We start from the raw sequence: 17,279 nt of genomic DNA, 5'->3' as shown, positions 1-17,279 counted from the left end.
CTAGAAAATGTATTGAGGCCAGTTTCTATAAAACTCTTCCTGTTTTTTTAAACCTTCAGCCATTTTGTGAGTCTACACTATAGTAACTAAACTTAAATATAAAGAACATGAAAAAAATCATTTTGCACTTGAAAATCTTACTCATTGGATTTTCAGTAACAACATTTGCTCAGCAAAACAATGTTTTAATTATCATTGCTGATGATCTCGGTGTAGATTATATGTCTACTTATGAAGAAGGGTCAGATTTTGCCTCTACCCCTAATATTAACGAATTATCGGCTACTGGAATCCAATTTAACAACGCCTGGTCTAATCCGGTATGCTCACCTACCCGTGCTGGTATATTAACAGGACGATATGGATTTAGGACAGGAATTACAAATGTAGTAGGAGGAAGAAACGGCGGCCAAGGTATCAATACAGAAGAATTTACCCTTCCTGACGTGATTAAAACTTCACTGTCTGGTTATGCTAATGCGTGTATTGGCAAATGGCATCTAAGTGATGATACTAACGGTGGTGATGACAACCCTAATCTTATGGGATTTGATTATTATTCAGGGTTACTAACAGGTGCTTCCAACTATTTTGAATGGAATAAAACCACAAATGGTATAACTGTAACTGTTTCTAATTATGCTACTTCCGAAAATGTTGACGATGCTATTCGATGGATAGATCAACAAGCAGGCCCATGGTTTCAATGGCTTGCTTTTACGAACCCGCATACTCCCTTTCATCTACCTCCAGTTGAACTTCACAGTTTCGATAATTTAAGTGGGTCATTCAGGGATATAAGAACAAGGCCTATCCCTTATTTTAAAGCAATGGTTGAAGCAATGGATACTGAAATCGGAAGACTTTTTCAGCACCTAAAACAAACAGGGCAGTTCGATAATACCAATATTATTTTCATAGGAGATAACGGCACTACCGAACAGGTGGTCCAGGCTCCTTTTGATCCTAACCGTTCCAAAACCACCTTATATGAAGGCGGAGTAAATGTTCCTATGATTATTTCAGGTCCCGCAATAAACAGTGGTGGAAGGCAAAGTAATGCACTAATCAACACACTGGATATATTTGCAACTTCACTTGATTTAATGGGTATAAATACTTTAAATACTATTCCTAGCAACATTATAATCGACTCTAAAAGCTTGTTGCCAATTATCAAAAATGAAAGCACTTCTGTAAGGAATTGGGTTTTTTCTGAACTTTCAGGTCTTAACGAACAAAGTGATGGAAAAACTATTCGGAATACTACATTTAAGTTAATTAGGTTTGACAACGGAATTGAAGAATTTTATAATTTAAACAATGATCCTTTTGAAAACAATAACTTGTTAAGTCAAACCCTTTCTGCCAATGCACAAAATAATTATATTGAATTATCTGATCAACTCAATCAATTAACAGGAGCTACAAACATATCCAATACCACGGTAAGAGACGATCGCTTTATAGATGTACAGATATATCCAAATCCTTCTTCTGAACAAATAACCATTTCCGCTTTTGACGAAGTAGGCACATTCAAATATAACATTGTAGATATTTACGGAAACATTGTAATATCCGGTTCTTCTGATAATAAAATAAAAATCGTTAGCCTAACTGAAATTGATCCGGCTCTTTATTTTATTGAAATTGAATTTGACAAAAAGAAAATAATAAAGCGCTTTTTGAAGAAATAGTTGTATTTAAAAGGCCGGGGATTTTTACACCCGGCCTAATTTTTATTTCCCAGGAAAATCGGCTTTGCGCTTTTCTAGAAAAGCAGTAGTTCCTTCTTTAAAATCTTCGGTACCAAAGCAATTACCAAATTGTTCAATTTCGGTTTTAAAACCATTTACACCATCCTCATAACCAGCATTTACAGATGTAATAGCAGCACTTATCGCTACAGACGAATTTCTCATAATTTTACCCCCTATTTTCTCTGCAAGCGGAAGTAATTCGTCTAATGTTGTCACGTGGTTTACCAATCCATATTGCAGTGCTTGATTAGCATCAATCATTCCTGCGGTCATAATCATTTCCATAGCTCTACCCTTACCTATTAATTGGGGTAAACGTTGTGTGCCCCCATAACCAGGTATTACACCCAAAGAAACCTCAGGCAGTCCCATTTTTGCATTAGCACTTGCAATTCTAAAATGCGCAGCCATGGCCAACTCAAGTCCGCCGCCTAGTGCAAATCCATTTACGGCTGCGATTACGGGTGTAGAAAGATTGGCTACAAAGTCAAACAATAGCTCTTGTCCTTTTGCCGCAAGTTTGCCTCCTTCGCTAACCGAAAAATTAGCAAATTCGCTAATATCTGCCCCGGCAACGAAAGCTTTTTCACCACTACCTGTTATAATAACTACTTTGGTATCGTGATCAAGATCTGCCACTCTAAAAGCAGCGTGTAATTCTTGAATGGTCTCTTTATTAAGAGCATTCAGTTTTGATGGTCGATTAATAGTTATTGTTGAAATTCCGTTGTTTTGAGAAGTAAGAATATTAGTGTACATATTGTATATTATTTTTTGTGATAGTTAATTGTTGTTTACGGTCTCTTTTAAAGTATAAAGCTGTTTAAAAATTTGTTTTTACAAAAAAATGAATGCATCTGTCAGGTTTCAGCTACTAATAAACAAATTACTAAGAAATTACAGGTTCCCTTGGAAACTTAACTTTGAAAACAGTTCCTTTTCCTTCTTGCGAGGTAAAGGTAATACTTCCGTTATAGGTTTCCACTATATTTTTTACCATTCCCAATCCTAATCCCATACCACTTGTTTTTGTGGTAAACTTAGGTTCAAAGATTTTCTTTTTGTTTTCTGCAGTAATTCCCGCACCATTGTCTGCTACGGTAATAACCACTTCACCATTTTCAGAAAACACATCCACAATAATTTTTGGAACTCGATCTTCAGGAATGGCCTGTATCCCGTTTTTTACTAGGTTAGTCACTACTCTTATCAACTGTGTTCTATCAAATTTGGCAATGATTTCCTCTTTTTCTGAAGGGAAAATAATATAATCTTCATTAAAAATATCTAACGCCAGACCTACAATTTTAACTACATCTAATGTTTCATTTTTTTGTGCCGGCATTTGTGCAAAATTAGAGAATGCAGAGGCAATCGAACTCATGGTGTCAATTTGCTGTATTAAAGTATCGCTATATTCCTGAACTTTTTGATATGCATTCGGATCATTGGGATCAAATTTTCTTTGAAAGCTCTGGACAGTTAGTCGCATTGGGGTTAACGGATTCTTAATCTCATGGGCTACTTGCTTTGCCATTTCCCTCCACGCAGCTTCTCTTTCGCTCCTGGCTAATTTTACAGCACTTTGTTCAAGCTCATCAATCATACTATTATACGCATTAACCAAAGAATGAATCTCATCACTGGCATCTCCTATATCAATTCGTTTATTTCGTTTGTCTAACCTCGTCTGATCAATGGTTTCTGAAATAGTTTTGAGGGATCTGGTAATATATTTAGATAAAAAATAGGCCAATACAATGGCAATCAGAAACATGAAAATATAAACTTGCCCTACTCGCTGAAGAAATTCTATGAGCTCCCTGGTAATTAGATCATCATCCTCTAAATAAGGTAAGTTTAAAATACCTAAAGGTTTAGATCGAATATCAGTAATATACGTATATGAGGTCAAGAATTTTTCTCCGTTTTTTTCTGATTTAACAAGATATTTTTTATCGTATAATGATTCTAAGGTATCTAGAATTAAAGGACTAAGTTGTTTATCGGTAGTATCTTTTGCAAAAACACCTTCAGATTTTACCAAAAGCTCACCAGATAGTGAATATACATTGATGGGTAGCGAATGTTCTTGCGAAATCTGATAGATCCGATCCCGCTCTCTAAAAATTAATTTAAGATTTTCTTCGTTTACCGGATAGGTGGTGCTTTTTAAGGCATTATTGATTGCAATCTGAATTCGTTCTTCTTTTCTCTCTAATCGCTCCTGGTGATATTCTTCTGCCTCTTCTTTATATTGATAAATGGAAACCGCACCTATTAATATCGAAGCTATTAACACCAATAAAGTCATAGAAATAAAAATGCGGGTACGAAGGGAAAGTTTTGATAGCTTCATAGTATTCTTTGAGCTATAAATATAACAAATATCACACCAAAATAGTTGGTAAAACGAATCCTGAAAACTATTGAATTCCCTAAATTTACCTAGCTTTATTATTATGGAAGATACAACGTTACTTTCTGTACGACATCTATGCGTTTCTTTTTTTTCAGAAAAAACTGAAAATCAAGTGCTTCACGATATTTCTTTTACTATCAAAAAAGATGAAATATTAGGGGTTGTTGGAGAATCAGGAAGCGGAAAATCGGTAGCCTCTTTAGCCGTTCTTGGTTTATTGCCAAGTAAAACAACTAAAGTAACTGGAGAGGTCCTATTTAATGGAGCATCAATCACAAATCTTACTGAAAAACAATATCAATCCATAAGAGGTAACCAAATTGCCATGATTTTTCAGGAGCCTATGAGCTCTTTAAATCCTTCGATGAGATGCGGAAAGCAGGTTGCAGAGGTTCTTTTTCAACATACTTCATTGTCAAATAAAGAAGTGAAAGCTGAAGTATTGTCTTTGTTTGTAAAGGTAAAACTCCCAGATCCCGAAAGGGCTTATAGATCCTATCCTCACGAATTAAGTGGCGGACAAAAACAGCGTATCATGATCGCTATGGCTATTGCCTGCAAACCCAAGCTTCTTATTGCAGACGAACCGACCACTGCCCTGGATGTAACTGTGCAAAAAGAGATCATACATCTTTTGAAAAGCCTACAAAAGGAGTATAAGATGAGTATTTTGTTTATCTCTCATGATCTCTCTTTGGTATCTGAAATTGCAGACCATGTTTTGGTAATGTACCAGGGGAAAATGATTGAATACGGATCGGCAAGCCAAATATTTCATCATCCAGAAGAGGAATATACAAAAGCATTGATTAGTGCAAGACCAGATCTGGATGTAAGATTGAAAGAATTACCTACTATCGCAGATTTTCTAAATCATACCAATCAACATCGAGAAATTATTACCAAAGAACAACGAGAACAACATCATAAAGATTTGTATAGCGGCCCACCCTTATTAGAAGTTATCAATGCAGAAAAAGTTTATTTTTCCAAAGTAGGCTTATTCGAAAAAAAAGAACTTAAAGCTGTTAATAGTGTAAGTTTTAAACTTTATGAGGGAGAAACGCTGGGTCTTGTTGGTGAATCTGGTTGCGGTAAATCAACGCTCGGAAATGCAATTTTGCAGCTAGACAAAGCTACAGCTGGTCAAATACTCTATCGTGGAGTCGATATTACTCAATTGCCTTCATCTCAAATACGAAGTCTTAGAAAAGAAATGCAATTAATTTTTCAGGATCCCTTTGCGTCATTAAATCCAAGATTAACGATTGGTAAAGCCATTATGGAACCCATGAAAGCTCATGCATTGTACGGTAATGATACAAAGAGAAGAGAAAAAACAATAGAATTATTAGAACGTGTTGGCTTAGAAAAAGAACATTTTGATCGTTATCCACACGAATTTAGTGGAGGTCAACGGCAACGTATAGGTATTGCCAGAACTATCGCTTTAGAACCAAAACTTATTATTTGCGATGAATCTGTAAGCGCATTAGATATATCCGTACAAGCTCAAGTCCTGAATCTATTGAATGAACTGAAAGAAAAATTAGGTTTTACCTATATATTTATATCTCACGATCTTGCTGTAGTAAAATATATGTCTGATCAGTTATTGGTCATGAACAATGGTAGTATCGAAGAGCATGGAGATGCAGACATCATTTACGAACATCCTAAAAAAGAGTACACAAAAAAACTGATAGCCGCTATACCCAAAGGAAAATGATTCTAAAAATAAAAAGTAGAAACTATTGATGAATCCATAAAGAGCTATCCTGGAAGCCACCACCTAGGAAGACCTTAAGAAATCTGCACAATATAAGATTTAGAAACAGACTTCTTCAAAATTAAATTAATGAGTAATGACACATTTAATTCTTTTTAAATCTTCAGCTTTACAAGTGCATTATCTTAAACCTGGTTTATGCATTAAAAGGTATAATCACAAGTCGATTTAACAAATGAAAAAACCTGTTAAGCTTAACAGTTTAACAGGTTTCATTCATCGCGACTTGGGGGTAAAGATTGCGCGATTTGTTAATAACAAAAAAATCACATCAACAAAAAAACTTTCTTAGCTAAATAAATACAGTTAGAAATCAATTCCATTGTAGGTTTAACTGACTTCTGTAGACGATTCATACGCTTTTTCATAATAGGGATAACTGTGTGGGTTAATAATTCATTTTCTAAACTTAAAAAACAATGTATATAGGGGCACTGTTTATTAAGGGGTTACTAATATGCAAATTATTTTCAATAATGACGTTTAAATACATTAAAAAATCGATAAAATACACTAAATTTTAACATTTAAACTGCTTTTACCTGTTTTTATGGGTTAAAGCAAAGGTTTAAGACATAACAAAACCTCTTGAAAGTGTAGTATTTTTCTTTCAAAATCCATTTTGTAAAGACTTAAAAGTAAATAACGCCATTGTTGCTAAATTATTATTTGTGATCATCCAATTATTATTCGTTTACTATTCGAAAGAATTAGTACAAAATTTAGCTCAAAGACATTTCGGGGATATTTCCTTCGATGATAAGATTTCCTTCGGTAGCATTTTTAATTTCTTCGACACTTACCCCAGGGGCTCTTTCTAAAAGTCTGAATCCTTTATCGGTAATTTCAAGCATGGCTAAATTTGTAACCACCTTTTTTACACAATTCACCCCGGTTAGTGGTAATGAACATTTTTTAAGTAATTTAGAAGCTCCCGCCTTATTGGTATGCATCATAGCCACAATAATATTCTCAGCGCTAGCAACCAGGTCCATGGCTCCCCCCATTCCTTTAACCATTTTCCCGGGAATTTTCCAATTTGCAATATCTCCATCTTCAGAAACTTCCATGGCTCCCAAAATAGTAAGATCTACGTGCTGGCCACGAATCATGTTAAAACTTGTTGCCGAATCAAAAAATGACGCTCCCGGCATGGTTGTAATGGTCTGCTTACCGGCATTAATAACATCCGGGTCCTCTTCTCCTTCAAAAGGAAAAGGTCCCATACCCAAAACCCCGTTTTCGCTTTGAAACTCGACTTCGATTCCTTCGGGGATATAATTCGCTACCAATGTGGGTATCCCAATACCTAGATTAACAAAATATCCATCTTTTAGTTCTTTTGCTATGCGCTTTGCGATTCCGTTTTTATCTAGCATACATAAATTCTATAATTATTGTTAATTCAAATTAGGTTGTGGTGTCATTCTTAGATAAGGCTTTATCTCTTTGTGTCCTTTGGGAAATAAATCCGCAATTTCTTCAGTAGTAACCGAAGGCACAATAACACAATCTTCCCCTTGATTCCAGTTGGCAGGCGTAGCAACTTTATGATACGCCGTTAATTGTAATGAATCGATAACCCGTAGCAACTCATCAAAATTTCTGCCTGTAGATGCCGGATAGGTAAGGGTAAGTTTGATTTTCTTATCTGGCCCGATTACAAAAACAGAACGCACTGTTAATTGACTATCAGCCTTTGGATGGATCATATCATACAACTCAGAAACTTTTCTATCTTCATCTGCAATAATTGGAAAGTTAACCGTAGTACTTTGCGTTTCATTAATATCCTTTATCCAACCATGATGGGATTCTAATCCGTCTACGCTTAACGCGGTAACTTTCACATTACGTTTGTTAAACTCGTCTGTATATTTTGCAACCGTTCCTAATTCTGTCGTACAAACAGGAGTATAATCTGCCGGATGTGAGAATAGAATCCCCCAGCTATCTCCCAGCCAGTCGTGAAAATTGATTTCTCCTTCTGTAGTTTGTGCAGTGAAGTTTGGTGCTTCATCTCCTAATCGTAATGCTGCCATGATTTATGTGTTTTTAAGATTTTTGAAATATCATTCTCTTTTACGAACAGTGCGTTGTTCTATTCGTTTTTCGTATTGTTCTCCTTGAAAGATTCGCTGAACAAAAATTCCTGGAATGTGTATGTGATCGGGATCTAATGCTCCTGCAGGGACCAATTCTTCAACCTCGGCTACGGTAATTTTTGCAGCTCCACACATACATGGGTTAAAGTTCCTTGCCGTTCCTTTGAAAATTAAATTCCCGGCCTCATCCCCTTTCCAGGCTTTTACAAATGCAAAATCTGCTTTAAATGCATGCTCTAAGACATACATTTTTCCATTAAACTCTCTGGTTTCTTTTCCTTCGGCGACTTCTGTGCCATAGCCTGCCGGAGTATAGATTGCAGGAAAACCTCCTTGTGCTGCACGACATCTTTCTGCTAACGTTCCTTGTGGTATCAATTCTACATCTAATTCGCCACTTAACATTTGTCGTTCGAACTCATCGTTTTCTCCTACATAAGAAGAAACCATTTTTTTAATTTGCTTTTTTTGAAGTAACAGACCCAAACCAAAGTCATCCACCCCAGCGTTGTTTGAGATGCAGGTTAGTCCTTTCACATTTAATTTTACGAGTTCTGCTATTGCATTTTCAGGAATACCACATAGACCAAAGCCCCCTAGCATCAAGGTCATGTCATCTTTTATACCTGATAAAGCTTCAGAAACATTGGGTACCGTTTTACGAATCATACTGTTCTAATTTTAGCCAACTAAAAGTACTAAAAAAATAGGATTACAATGTTTGAAAAGGAATAGTTTTATCAATGAACTTATCTTGACTCTTTCATTTCCTAAAAAATGATTAAAAGTCAAGATGAGTTCAATAATTTAATCGATAGCCAAACAACACTTATAGACTAAATTCGTCTTCTGAATTATTATTTATAATATTGCGCTTTTTGTAGGCTTCGCAATCAATTTCGATAGAAAGATTTTCTGGTGCAGCGAAGGCCTCTTTTGAAACCTCTAATGTTTTATCTGCATAGCATTTCTTCATATATAATGCCCAAATAGGCAGCGCCATGGTAGCACCTTGTCCAAATTCTGTATCCTTGAAATGAGTAGATCTATCATCTCCCCCAACCCAAACTCCGGTACATAGGTTAGGAACAATACCCATAAACCAACCATCACTTTGATTTTGTGTAGTTCCGGTTTTACCGGCAATAGGATTATCAAATCCATAGGGATGGCCCGTGACTACATTTTTGATAGAATATCTCGTAGATGGCCCGGTTCTTAGTCGGGTTCCTGATCCAGATCTGGTTACACCTTCCATCAAGTTAATGGTTACAAAAGCAGCTTCTTTGCTGATTACATCGCGTGTTTCTGGAACAAATTGGTATAATACCGCTCCATTTTTATCTTCGATACTGGTGATCATTACCGGTTTCGTATAAATTCCTTGATTGGCAAATGTACTGTATGCTCCCACCATTTCTGACAATTTGATATCCACAGATCCTAGAGCAATCGAAGCTACCTCCAGAATATCTGATTGTATTCCTGTTTTTCGTGCAAGTTTAGCAATAGGTGCCGGACCTATTTTATCCATTAACCTTGCAGAAATTGTATTAACCGACTTTGCCAACGCCTCCTTAAGGCTCATGTAGCCCGTATACTCTGCATCACTGTTTTTAGGGGTCCAATCTTCTTCTATCACTCCGTGTGAACCTGCCGGAATTGTAATTTGAGACATGGGTAAGGTATCACATGGTGACAATTTTAATTGATCGATTGCAGTTGCATATACGAATGGCTTAAAAGTCGAACCTACCTGACGAGCTCCTTGATATACATGATCGTATTGAAAATGTTTGTAATCTACTCCCCCGACCCATGCTTTTACATGCCCGGTTTGAGGCTCCATAGACATTAATCCCGATCGCAAGAATTGCTTGTAATATATAATGGAATCTTTTGGGGTCATAATAGTGTCTATTTCCCCTTTCCAGCTAAAGACTGTCATTTCAGTCTTTTCATCAAAAGATGCACGAATTTCTTTTTCGCTTTTTCCTTCACTTAGCATTTTCTTTCTTCGTGCAGAACTTCTTATTGCTCTTTCGATAATCCTATCCTTTTCTTCTTTTGTTATATCTCTAAACGGGCTGGTTTTGTTATTTTTTTCTTGCTTATTAAATTCTTTCTGAAGGTTTGCCATATGTTCTGCTGTGGCCTCTTCAGCATATTTTTGCATCCTTGAATCTATAGTAACATTAATTCGCAGACCATCTCTATAGATGTCAAAATATTCTGTTTCACCTTCTTCGTTCTCGCCTTTTGGATTATTTTTTACCCAGTCTGCCATCCAACTACGTACATATTCTCTAAAATACGTTGCTGTCCCATCTGAATGGCCTTCTGGAGAATAATCTAAGTCTAGGGGCAATTGTTTTAGGCTGTCACTAACTTTTTCTGAGAGGTAATTGTACTTTTCCATCTGGCCAAGTACAACATTTCGTCTGTTTTTAACCATTTCAGGTCGTCGTAACGGATTGAAAAGCGAAGAGTTTTTAAGCATCCCTACTAATACGGCTGCTTCTTCCACCTTTAATTCGCTTGGCTTTTTTCCAAAATAAATTCGTGATGCCGAACTTATACCGATAGCCTGATTTAAGAAATCATACTTATTAAGATACATGGTGATGATCTCATTTTTGGTATATTGTCTCTCTAAACGAGTGGCGATTACCCATTCTTTTAATTTCTGTTTAAAACGCTCCCAAATATTTCTAGACCCACCGGTAAATAATTGTTTTGATAACTGTTGAGAAATGGTACTGGCTCCCCCTTTACTACCCAGAAAAATAAACGCCCGCAACGTCCCTCTGGCATCAATTCCTGAATGATCATAATATCTGGCATCTTCAGTAGCTACTAAAGCATCTACCAGATGTTGTGGCAGATCTTCAAAACTCACCGGAGTACGATTTTCTTTAAAAAAAGTACCGATTTGCACCCCATCTGAAGATATAATTTGCGTAGCAAGATCGTTTTGCGGGTTTTCTAACTCTTCAAACTTTGGCATTTCGCCATAAAATCCCCAGCTTGCAAAAAGAAACAACAGGACAATTAGAAAAATTCCTGATGCAAATGTTATCCAAAAGGCTTTTATATACTTAAGTGTACTAAGTCCTGAGCTTTTTATATTGGTTCTTTTCTTTTTTGTCAATTTAGGTGTTGCCTTTGCCATTTTTTAAGGGTTTTGAGCATGTTCTATTCTAAATCCAATATCAGTAATTCCTTCCAAAGAATATATACCATCTACTTCGCCATTCTTTCGCATGGCATGTTGTAATTTGATCGTATAGCTACCTTGCTCTGCAAAACTAACATTTTCTTTATACCACAATTTATTTTCTTTAAGGTCAGAAAAACCAGTTCCTAACCATTCTCCATTAGGTGCAGCCATATCGTACTCAAGGGTATCGGTGATCACTTTCCCGTTTGGAAACTTCATTTCACTAATTAAAAACAAATTACTATATCTGTACGAATTATTGTTGCGCACGTTGATGAATAAATTGTATGTTTTTAAGGTATCTAATTCTGGTAAGGTAAAGTTGATTTCTTCTTCGATTTCCCAGGCATCAGATACTGTTTTATATTCGTCAAAAACTTGTTTTTTGTCACAAGAAATTATAGCAATTAGTGTAAAAAATAATATAACAAACCTACGATTTATCATTGTTCCTGTTACGTGACCGATGTCTTTTATTACGTTGATTTTTTGGTTTACCCGTGTTTTTATTTTCAGAATTTCCTCCTTTTGATTTATTTGTAGCGACTGTCTGTTTTTCTGAAGAACCTCCTCCTTTACTTGTATTTCTTCTTTTGTTTCGATTTTTTCTCCTTCTTCTACTGTGTTTGGGTTGATCAAATCGAGTAAGACTATCTTGCCCTACAACGTTCTCAAAATCTGTTTTAGTATCTTCTAATAGTTCTGAAGCAAATTCTTCAAGGCCTGCAACTTTTTCTTTATTCGTATTCGCTGCAATTATTTCTTTGGCATGCTCGGTAGAGATCTTATGCCAATTCATCCATTCTCCTTCGTAGGCATACCATAGATATCCTTTAAAGATGTCTATTTTTTGACAAACCGCTGTACCCTTTTCTGTATACAGTTTGGTTTCAGCTTTAGGAAAATCATTTAATGCATCTATATAGGCATCTAACTCATAGTTTAGACAACATTTTAATTTTCCGCATTGTCCGGCCAATTTTTGTGGGTTAAGAGACAATTGTTGGTATCTTGCCGCACTGGTATTTACCGATCTAAAATCGGTAAGCCATGTAGAACAGCACAATTCGCGTCCACAAGAACCAATCCCCCCTAACCTAGCCGCCTCTTGTCTAAAACCAACTTGACGCATCTCTATGCGGGTACTAAATTCGTGTGCAAACTCTTTAATTAATTGTCTGAAATCAACACGCTCTTCGGCAGTATAATAAAAAGTAGCTTTAGATCCATCCCCCTGAAATTCGATATCAGAGATTTTCATTTGCAAATCAAGTCTAATAGCAATTTCTCTTGCCCTGACTTTCATTGTTTCTTCTCTATCTCTGGATTTTTGCCAAATATCTATATCTTTTTGTGAGGCTTTTCTGTAGACTTTCTTAATCTCATCACTATCCAAATCAACTTTTTTCTTTTTCATTTGGATACGAACCAATTCGCCGGTAAGAGAAACTATCCCTACATCGTGTCCTGGTGAGGCTTCTGTAGCTACGATATCGCCAATACTTAAAGAAAAATTCTCTGCATTTCTAAAAAAACCCTTTCTTCCGTTCTTAAATCGTATTTCGACACAAGAGAAAGGAGCAGCACCACTAGGAAGTGACATGTTGGAGAGCCAATCAAAAACTGTTAATTTATTACAACCATCGGTACCGCAAGTACCATTATTCTTACATCCTTTTGGTTGTCCGTCTTTTCCGGAGGAACAACTACTACATCCCATATGTACTCTTATATTGAAATTTGCCTGCAACCGCAATCACAGCAAATATGGTTCTTACTATTGTCAAAACCGATAGATCTTGACATCTTAATCGTTAAAGATACTAGGAAAAGAGGATAAAAAAAATTATCTTCTACAGTATCTTAGTCTCTGTGCGTATTACTTCTTGTATTTCAATGCTTCAGAACGTCCTTTTTTAAATATTTTATTACTGTTTCCTTTCCCTTTTCTAAGTGCTTTTTGCTCTTCATAAGGCAATCTGTTAATTTCCATACATGCCGTTGAACAACAGTTTTCTAATTCTACCGCGCAATTCTCACATTGAATAAATAATAAATGACAGGCTTCATTATCACAATTTACGTGCGTATCACAAGGTTTTCCACATTGATGGCAATTTGAAACTATTTCATCAGATATACGTTCGGCCCTTCTATGATCAAAAACAAAGTTTTTACCAAAGAACTTATTCTCAAGACCTTTCTCTTCAACTTGTCTTGCATATTCGATGATACCACCCTCTAACTGAAATACTTTTTTGAAGCCTTTGTGTTTATAATATGCACTGGCTTTTTCGCATCGAATACCACCTGTACAATACATCACCAGTTTTTTGTCTTCTTTATGATCTTTAAGGTCTTCTTCGATAATATCGAGAGAATCTCTAAAAGTATCTACATCTGGAGTCACTGCATTTTTGAAATGCCCGATCTCACTTTCATAATGATTACGCATATCGACCAAAACGGTCTCTGGATCCTCGATCAATTCATTAAATGTTGACGCATCTACATGAACTCCTTTGTTGGTTACATCAAAGGTCTCATCATTTAATCCGTCTGCAACAATTTTATGACGCACTTTCACTTTCAGTTTTAAAAACGACTTGGCATCTTGTTCCCGGGCAATATTGAGCCTCACATTTTCTAAAAAAGAAATACTATCTAAGTGCTCTTTAAAAGCTCTGAAATTTGGTGCCGGAACCGATAATTGTGCATTGATACCTTCTTTAGCCACATAAATTCGACCTAATACATCAAGCTCGTCCCAATGAATAAAAAGATGATTTCTGAAGATTTCTGGATTGCCAATGTGTGCGTATTGATAGAAAGATAGCGTTAGCCGGTCGGTACCGGCCTCGTCGATGAGCGCTGCTCTTTCTTTTGCACTTAATTTATTGTACAGTTGCATGCTATACTACTATTTTAAGTTAAAAGATTTACTATTTCGAGCAAAATTACAAATCATAGTGTAATATGCAAGAATAACAGCAACTTGAATAAAAAAATCCCTGGAAATAGATTTCCCAGGGATTTTTTGGCTAATTCGTTATTTATTAATTTTAACGATTAAAATCATATAATAACGAAGCTAGCCACCTTCAACGATACAATTACTAATATTAGTAACCGTACAGCCATCATGGTGATGTCTTATAACTCTTTTAAGAAATTTCATAACTCACCTTTCTCCTTCTTTGTTCATTTTTGCTTTTAAGGTAGATGCAGACGAAATAAAAGGGTTGCGTGACAAAATCACAATAAATAGGTATGGTTCTCAATCTTTGTACTACATACTTTGGTAACGAGATGAATAGCTGATCTATATCTTTGGCACTGTTTTTTGTTGTTATAGATTTGGGGGGTTGGTTGATTATACCATTTCTCACATGAAATTACCGTATAAAATTGTCTCTTTTGACTTGATGCTTCGTTATAAAATTGATCGATAGCTATGGCTATCCATAAATTTTTTGCCTTGCCTAAAATCAAAATAGTTCAATTCGTATATCAGTTACTTCATATAAGAACTGGTATTACTTCACTTTTAGAGCATAAAAAAACCACTCCATTAAAGAGTGGTTGATATCAATCTTTGCAATTTTTTTACACTAGATTTAAGTACCGTTGGCTGTTAACATAGTATTCTGTTGCGTGTAAAACCCAAAGCTAAATTGTACTTCTTTTTTATAAGTATACGTTTCTAACATCGTATTGTACTCTATAGGTGCATTAAAGTCTTTCATCATATTGATGATACGGTACAATTTTGATTTAGACACCTCTAATTTGTAAGCCAATTCTTCTGGGGTACCTGTGGCTTGTAGTCTAATAAGCTGGTCTACTCTTTTGATTAGGTTGATTTGTTTAGTGACATTCATTTGGCTCACCTTTTTTGGTAATTCAAGACCAAACCTACTACTAATAATAACCCATGTCAAGACCCACAGCAGGGGAAAAATACCCTTTAACGGTGACTTTTCGATCACTTACCTTAATTAAAGATGAACTGCACTAATTTGATGAAGTATTAACGATATTTTTTGATTATTTTATTTTGGAACATAAAAAACCAGCTGCAAATCATTGTAGCTGGTCCTTATCATTTATTACTCTTATCACTTACTTATATTCAGCACGGAATGCAATTCCGCGCGATCGGGATTACTTAGTTTCCCTCGCATTAGCTTGGGGATCTCTATATAATCTATTCTTTAGAACTAAATTAATAAACGCTATAATTGTAAACACAAATACTTGAAGCCAAATATTGGTTCTAACATTATCAAATAGAGCAAAAATATGACGAACATAGTCCGCATCTAATAAGATAAAAACCACTAGTCCTAAGATCATGCAAATTATGTAATACAACCAATTAATATCAAAAAATCTTTTAATTGAAATTGAAACTATTAAGCCTAAAATATAAGTGATTAGAAAATATACTCTATCGTAAATAAACCTTTTTTCAGAAAACTGTTCTTTTCCAAAATCAAAATTATAAAAATAGCTGTCACTATAGGCTAAGAACAATAATCCAAGTGATCTCACAACTGATAAGATACAATATGTAGTAAGTATAATTAAAATAATTTTTAATAGCATTTTCATATTCATAACATATATTTTTTTAAAACTTTTTCATAGATTCCCATAAGTTTTTTTCCATAGATTTACTTGCTCCTTTGGCTTTATCAGTTGCAGATTTCAATGCATTAATAACATTATTCTTAGCTTCTAATTTTGCATCATTCTTAAGATCTTGATCTGCTTCATCAAAATTAATAGTTGACATACTTGATTCACTAGAAGTCAAATTTGCATTGGTAAGCTCTTTGCCTCCTTCTACATCAGGATTATTTGTAACATCATAAGAAACAGTTGTTGATGTGTTTGTAACATTCACATCTTTTGAAATATCATCAATATTGACATCTACCGTGCTAGTTGTTGTATTTGTATTTACCATATAATTACTAGCTTCGTCGATACTAGAAACTTTGTTTCCTTCACTATCAAAATATTGAGCTGTAGTAGTTGTAACTTCCTTGCTAACAGAGTATGTTAACTCTAAAGATTTACCACCTGTTAAAATATTACCAAGAGTTGTATTTAAATCATCAGCAACCTTAGAGTATTCAGTGCTCTGTCCATTACTAGATTTTCTTGATGTTGGTACAGAGTGATTTCTAGGACCACAACGCAAACAATTATTTTTAAACCCAGAAGATACGGTCCTGATTGGATTTACATTACCAGACTTACTTGACCTTATTTTTTTCTTAATTGGACCTCCAAAAGGCTTCATCCCATCCGGATCAATAAAATAAACAGGATTATCAAATCCATAATTATAAGGAGAGTGTCTTCTCATTTGTTCTGCCAAAGGATCAATATTCATCCATCTCCCTAATGCAGGGTCATAGTTTCTAGCAGTAATATCAATCCAACCCAGACCTATCTCATCCTGCTCCTCTTTATTCCCAAAACCATAAGTATGATTCCTACCTCTAGTCACATCATTGTACCCTTTATGAGCCAGCCCAAAAGGATAATAATTCTTCTCTTGGATGATTTCACTTTGAGAGATGGATCCATCTTTGTTTTTGTCTGAGTACGATAACCTGCTCTGCGAAGTTTGTAACTTCGTAGCCTACCAAGATAAACTATTCCAAAATTTATTATCGCTTTGGACATCAATAACTGGATTATCGGCAAGCGTAATTTCTAAAATACCATTCCCTTCTACATAATTTGATGCGCTTGAATATATGTAGTGAGAAGCTTTATTTACCCAACCAGCTCGTATAGGATTTAAATGAATATAATCTAACTTTGACCATAGAAATTTATTACTATAAACTTCTTCAGAATGATTACCATATCGCCAGAATTGAAACTCTTTATTACGGTTATGCGTTTTTGCTGCTTTTGCAAACAAATCAAGCATCCATTCCTTTCGACTCTCTGGTTCTGA

The 17,279-nt window shown here is 35.4% G+C and carries 13 protein-coding genes and 1 pseudogene; 2 read left to right on the top strand and 12 right to left on the bottom strand.

Annotated elements, in window-relative coordinates; translation table 11 throughout:
* Positions 1–107 precede the first annotated feature (107 nt).
* Positions 108–1,700, top strand: coding sequence for a sulfatase-like hydrolase/transferase (locus ACFSJT_RS08510; RefSeq protein WP_378319829.1), 1,593 nt, complete (start codon positions 108–110; stop codon positions 1,698–1,700).
* Between the two features lie 42 nt (positions 1,701–1,742).
* Here the strand turns inward: ACFSJT_RS08510 and ACFSJT_RS08505 are convergent, their stop codons facing one another.
* Positions 1,743–2,522, bottom strand: coding sequence for an enoyl-CoA hydratase/isomerase family protein (locus ACFSJT_RS08505; RefSeq protein WP_378319828.1), 780 nt, complete (start codon positions 2,520–2,522; stop codon positions 1,743–1,745).
* 130 nt (positions 2,523–2,652) lie between these two features.
* Entirely contained in the window at positions 2,653–4,122 is a 1,470-nt protein-coding gene (locus ACFSJT_RS08500; protein ID WP_378319827.1) for a sensor histidine kinase, read from the bottom strand.
* A gap of 103 nt (positions 4,123–4,225) precedes the next feature.
* Between ACFSJT_RS08500 and ACFSJT_RS08495 the strand changes: the two genes are divergently transcribed.
* Positions 4,226–5,914, top strand: a complete 1,689-nt coding sequence (locus ACFSJT_RS08495) for an ABC transporter ATP-binding protein (protein WP_378319826.1) — start codon at positions 4,226–4,228, stop codon at positions 5,912–5,914.
* 782 nt (positions 5,915–6,696) lie between these two features.
* Here the strand turns inward: ACFSJT_RS08495 and ACFSJT_RS08490 are convergent.
* From ACFSJT_RS08490 to ACFSJT_RS08445, 10 genes and pseudogenes are all read right to left on the bottom strand, one after another.
* Positions 6,697–7,353, bottom strand: a complete 657-nt coding sequence (locus ACFSJT_RS08490; RefSeq protein ID WP_378319825.1) for a CoA transferase subunit B — start codon at positions 7,351–7,353, stop codon at positions 6,697–6,699.
* Positions 7,354–7,374: 21 nt separating this feature from the next.
* A complete protein-coding gene (locus tag ACFSJT_RS08485; protein WP_378319824.1) occupies positions 7,375–8,016 on the bottom strand; it encodes a peroxiredoxin in 642 nt (213 codons plus the stop codon).
* A gap of 30 nt (positions 8,017–8,046) precedes the next feature.
* Positions 8,047–8,748 carry a CoA transferase subunit A gene (locus tag ACFSJT_RS08480; protein WP_378319823.1) on the bottom strand — a complete coding sequence of 234 codons (702 nt, stop codon included), beginning with the start codon at positions 8,746–8,748 and terminating at the stop codon, positions 8,047–8,049.
* A 160-nt stretch (positions 8,749–8,908) separates the two neighbouring features.
* Positions 8,909–11,251 carry a penicillin-binding protein 1A gene (locus tag ACFSJT_RS08475; protein ID WP_378319822.1) on the bottom strand — a complete coding sequence of 781 codons (2,343 nt, stop codon included), beginning with the start codon at positions 11,249–11,251 and terminating at the stop codon, positions 8,909–8,911.
* A 3-nt stretch (positions 11,252–11,254) separates the two neighbouring features.
* Positions 11,255–11,746, bottom strand: coding sequence for a gliding motility lipoprotein GldH (locus ACFSJT_RS08470; RefSeq protein WP_378319821.1), 492 nt, complete (start codon positions 11,744–11,746; stop codon positions 11,255–11,257).
* Positions 11,733–13,019, bottom strand: coding sequence for a PSP1 domain-containing protein (locus ACFSJT_RS08465; protein ID WP_378319820.1), 1,287 nt, complete (start codon positions 13,017–13,019; stop codon positions 11,733–11,735). Before ACFSJT_RS08465 ends, ACFSJT_RS08470 begins: the two co-directional genes overlap by 14 nt.
* Before the next feature lie 159 nt (positions 13,020–13,178).
* A complete protein-coding gene (gene trhO, locus ACFSJT_RS08460) occupies positions 13,179–14,210 on the bottom strand; it encodes an oxygen-dependent tRNA uridine(34) hydroxylase TrhO (protein ID WP_378319819.1) in 1,032 nt (343 codons plus the stop codon).
* A gap of 706 nt (positions 14,211–14,916) precedes the next feature.
* A complete protein-coding gene (locus ACFSJT_RS08455; protein WP_378319818.1) occupies positions 14,917–15,180 on the bottom strand; it encodes a hypothetical protein in 264 nt (87 codons plus the stop codon).
* Between the two features lie 752 nt (positions 15,181–15,932).
* Positions 15,933–16,874, bottom strand: coding sequence for an RHS repeat domain-containing protein (locus tag ACFSJT_RS08450; protein WP_378319930.1), 942 nt, complete (start codon positions 16,872–16,874; stop codon positions 15,933–15,935).
* A gap of 81 nt (positions 16,875–16,955) precedes the next feature.
* Positions 16,956–17,279, bottom strand: a pseudogene (locus ACFSJT_RS08445) (REP-associated tyrosine transposase); the annotation flags it as partial.

Source organism: Aquimarina celericrescens, from assembly GCF_042682765.1.
GTDB lineage: Bacteria > Bacteroidota > Bacteroidia > Flavobacteriales > Flavobacteriaceae > Aquimarina > Aquimarina celericrescens.
This window is presented reverse-complemented; position numbering and strand designations above follow the sequence as displayed.

What these genes read in the sequence shown, in the direction of transcription:
- ACFSJT_RS08510 (WP_378319829.1), top strand. Translation starts at nt 108, where the DNA reads ATGAAAAAAATCATTTTGCACTTGAAAATCTTACTCATTGGATTTTCA.
- ACFSJT_RS08505 (WP_378319828.1), bottom strand. Translation starts at nt 2,522, where the DNA reads ATGTACACTAATATTCTTACTTCTCAAAACAACGGAATTTCAACAATA.
- ACFSJT_RS08500 (WP_378319827.1), bottom strand. Translation starts at nt 4,122, where the DNA reads ATGAAGCTATCAAAACTTTCCCTTCGTACCCGCATTTTTATTTCTATG.
- ACFSJT_RS08495 (WP_378319826.1), top strand. Translation starts at nt 4,226, where the DNA reads ATGGAAGATACAACGTTACTTTCTGTACGACATCTATGCGTTTCTTTT.
- ACFSJT_RS08490 (WP_378319825.1), bottom strand. Translation starts at nt 7,353, where the DNA reads ATGCTAGATAAAAACGGAATCGCAAAGCGCATAGCAAAAGAACTAAAA.
- ACFSJT_RS08485 (WP_378319824.1), bottom strand. Translation starts at nt 8,016, where the DNA reads ATGGCAGCATTACGATTAGGAGATGAAGCACCAAACTTCACTGCACAA.
- ACFSJT_RS08480 (WP_378319823.1), bottom strand. Translation starts at nt 8,748, where the DNA reads ATGATTCGTAAAACGGTACCCAATGTTTCTGAAGCTTTATCAGGTATA.
- ACFSJT_RS08475 (WP_378319822.1), bottom strand. Translation starts at nt 11,251, where the DNA reads ATGGCAAAGGCAACACCTAAATTGACAAAAAAGAAAAGAACCAATATA.
- ACFSJT_RS08470 (WP_378319821.1), bottom strand. Translation starts at nt 11,746, where the DNA reads ATGATAAATCGTAGGTTTGTTATATTATTTTTTACACTAATTGCTATA.
- ACFSJT_RS08465 (WP_378319820.1), bottom strand. Translation starts at nt 13,019, where the DNA reads ATGGGATGTAGTAGTTGTTCCTCCGGAAAAGACGGACAACCAAAAGGA.
- trhO (WP_378319819.1), bottom strand. Translation starts at nt 14,210, where the DNA reads ATGCAACTGTACAATAAATTAAGTGCAAAAGAAAGAGCAGCGCTCATC.
- ACFSJT_RS08455 (WP_378319818.1), bottom strand. Translation starts at nt 15,180, where the DNA reads ATGAATGTCACTAAACAAATCAACCTAATCAAAAGAGTAGACCAGCTT.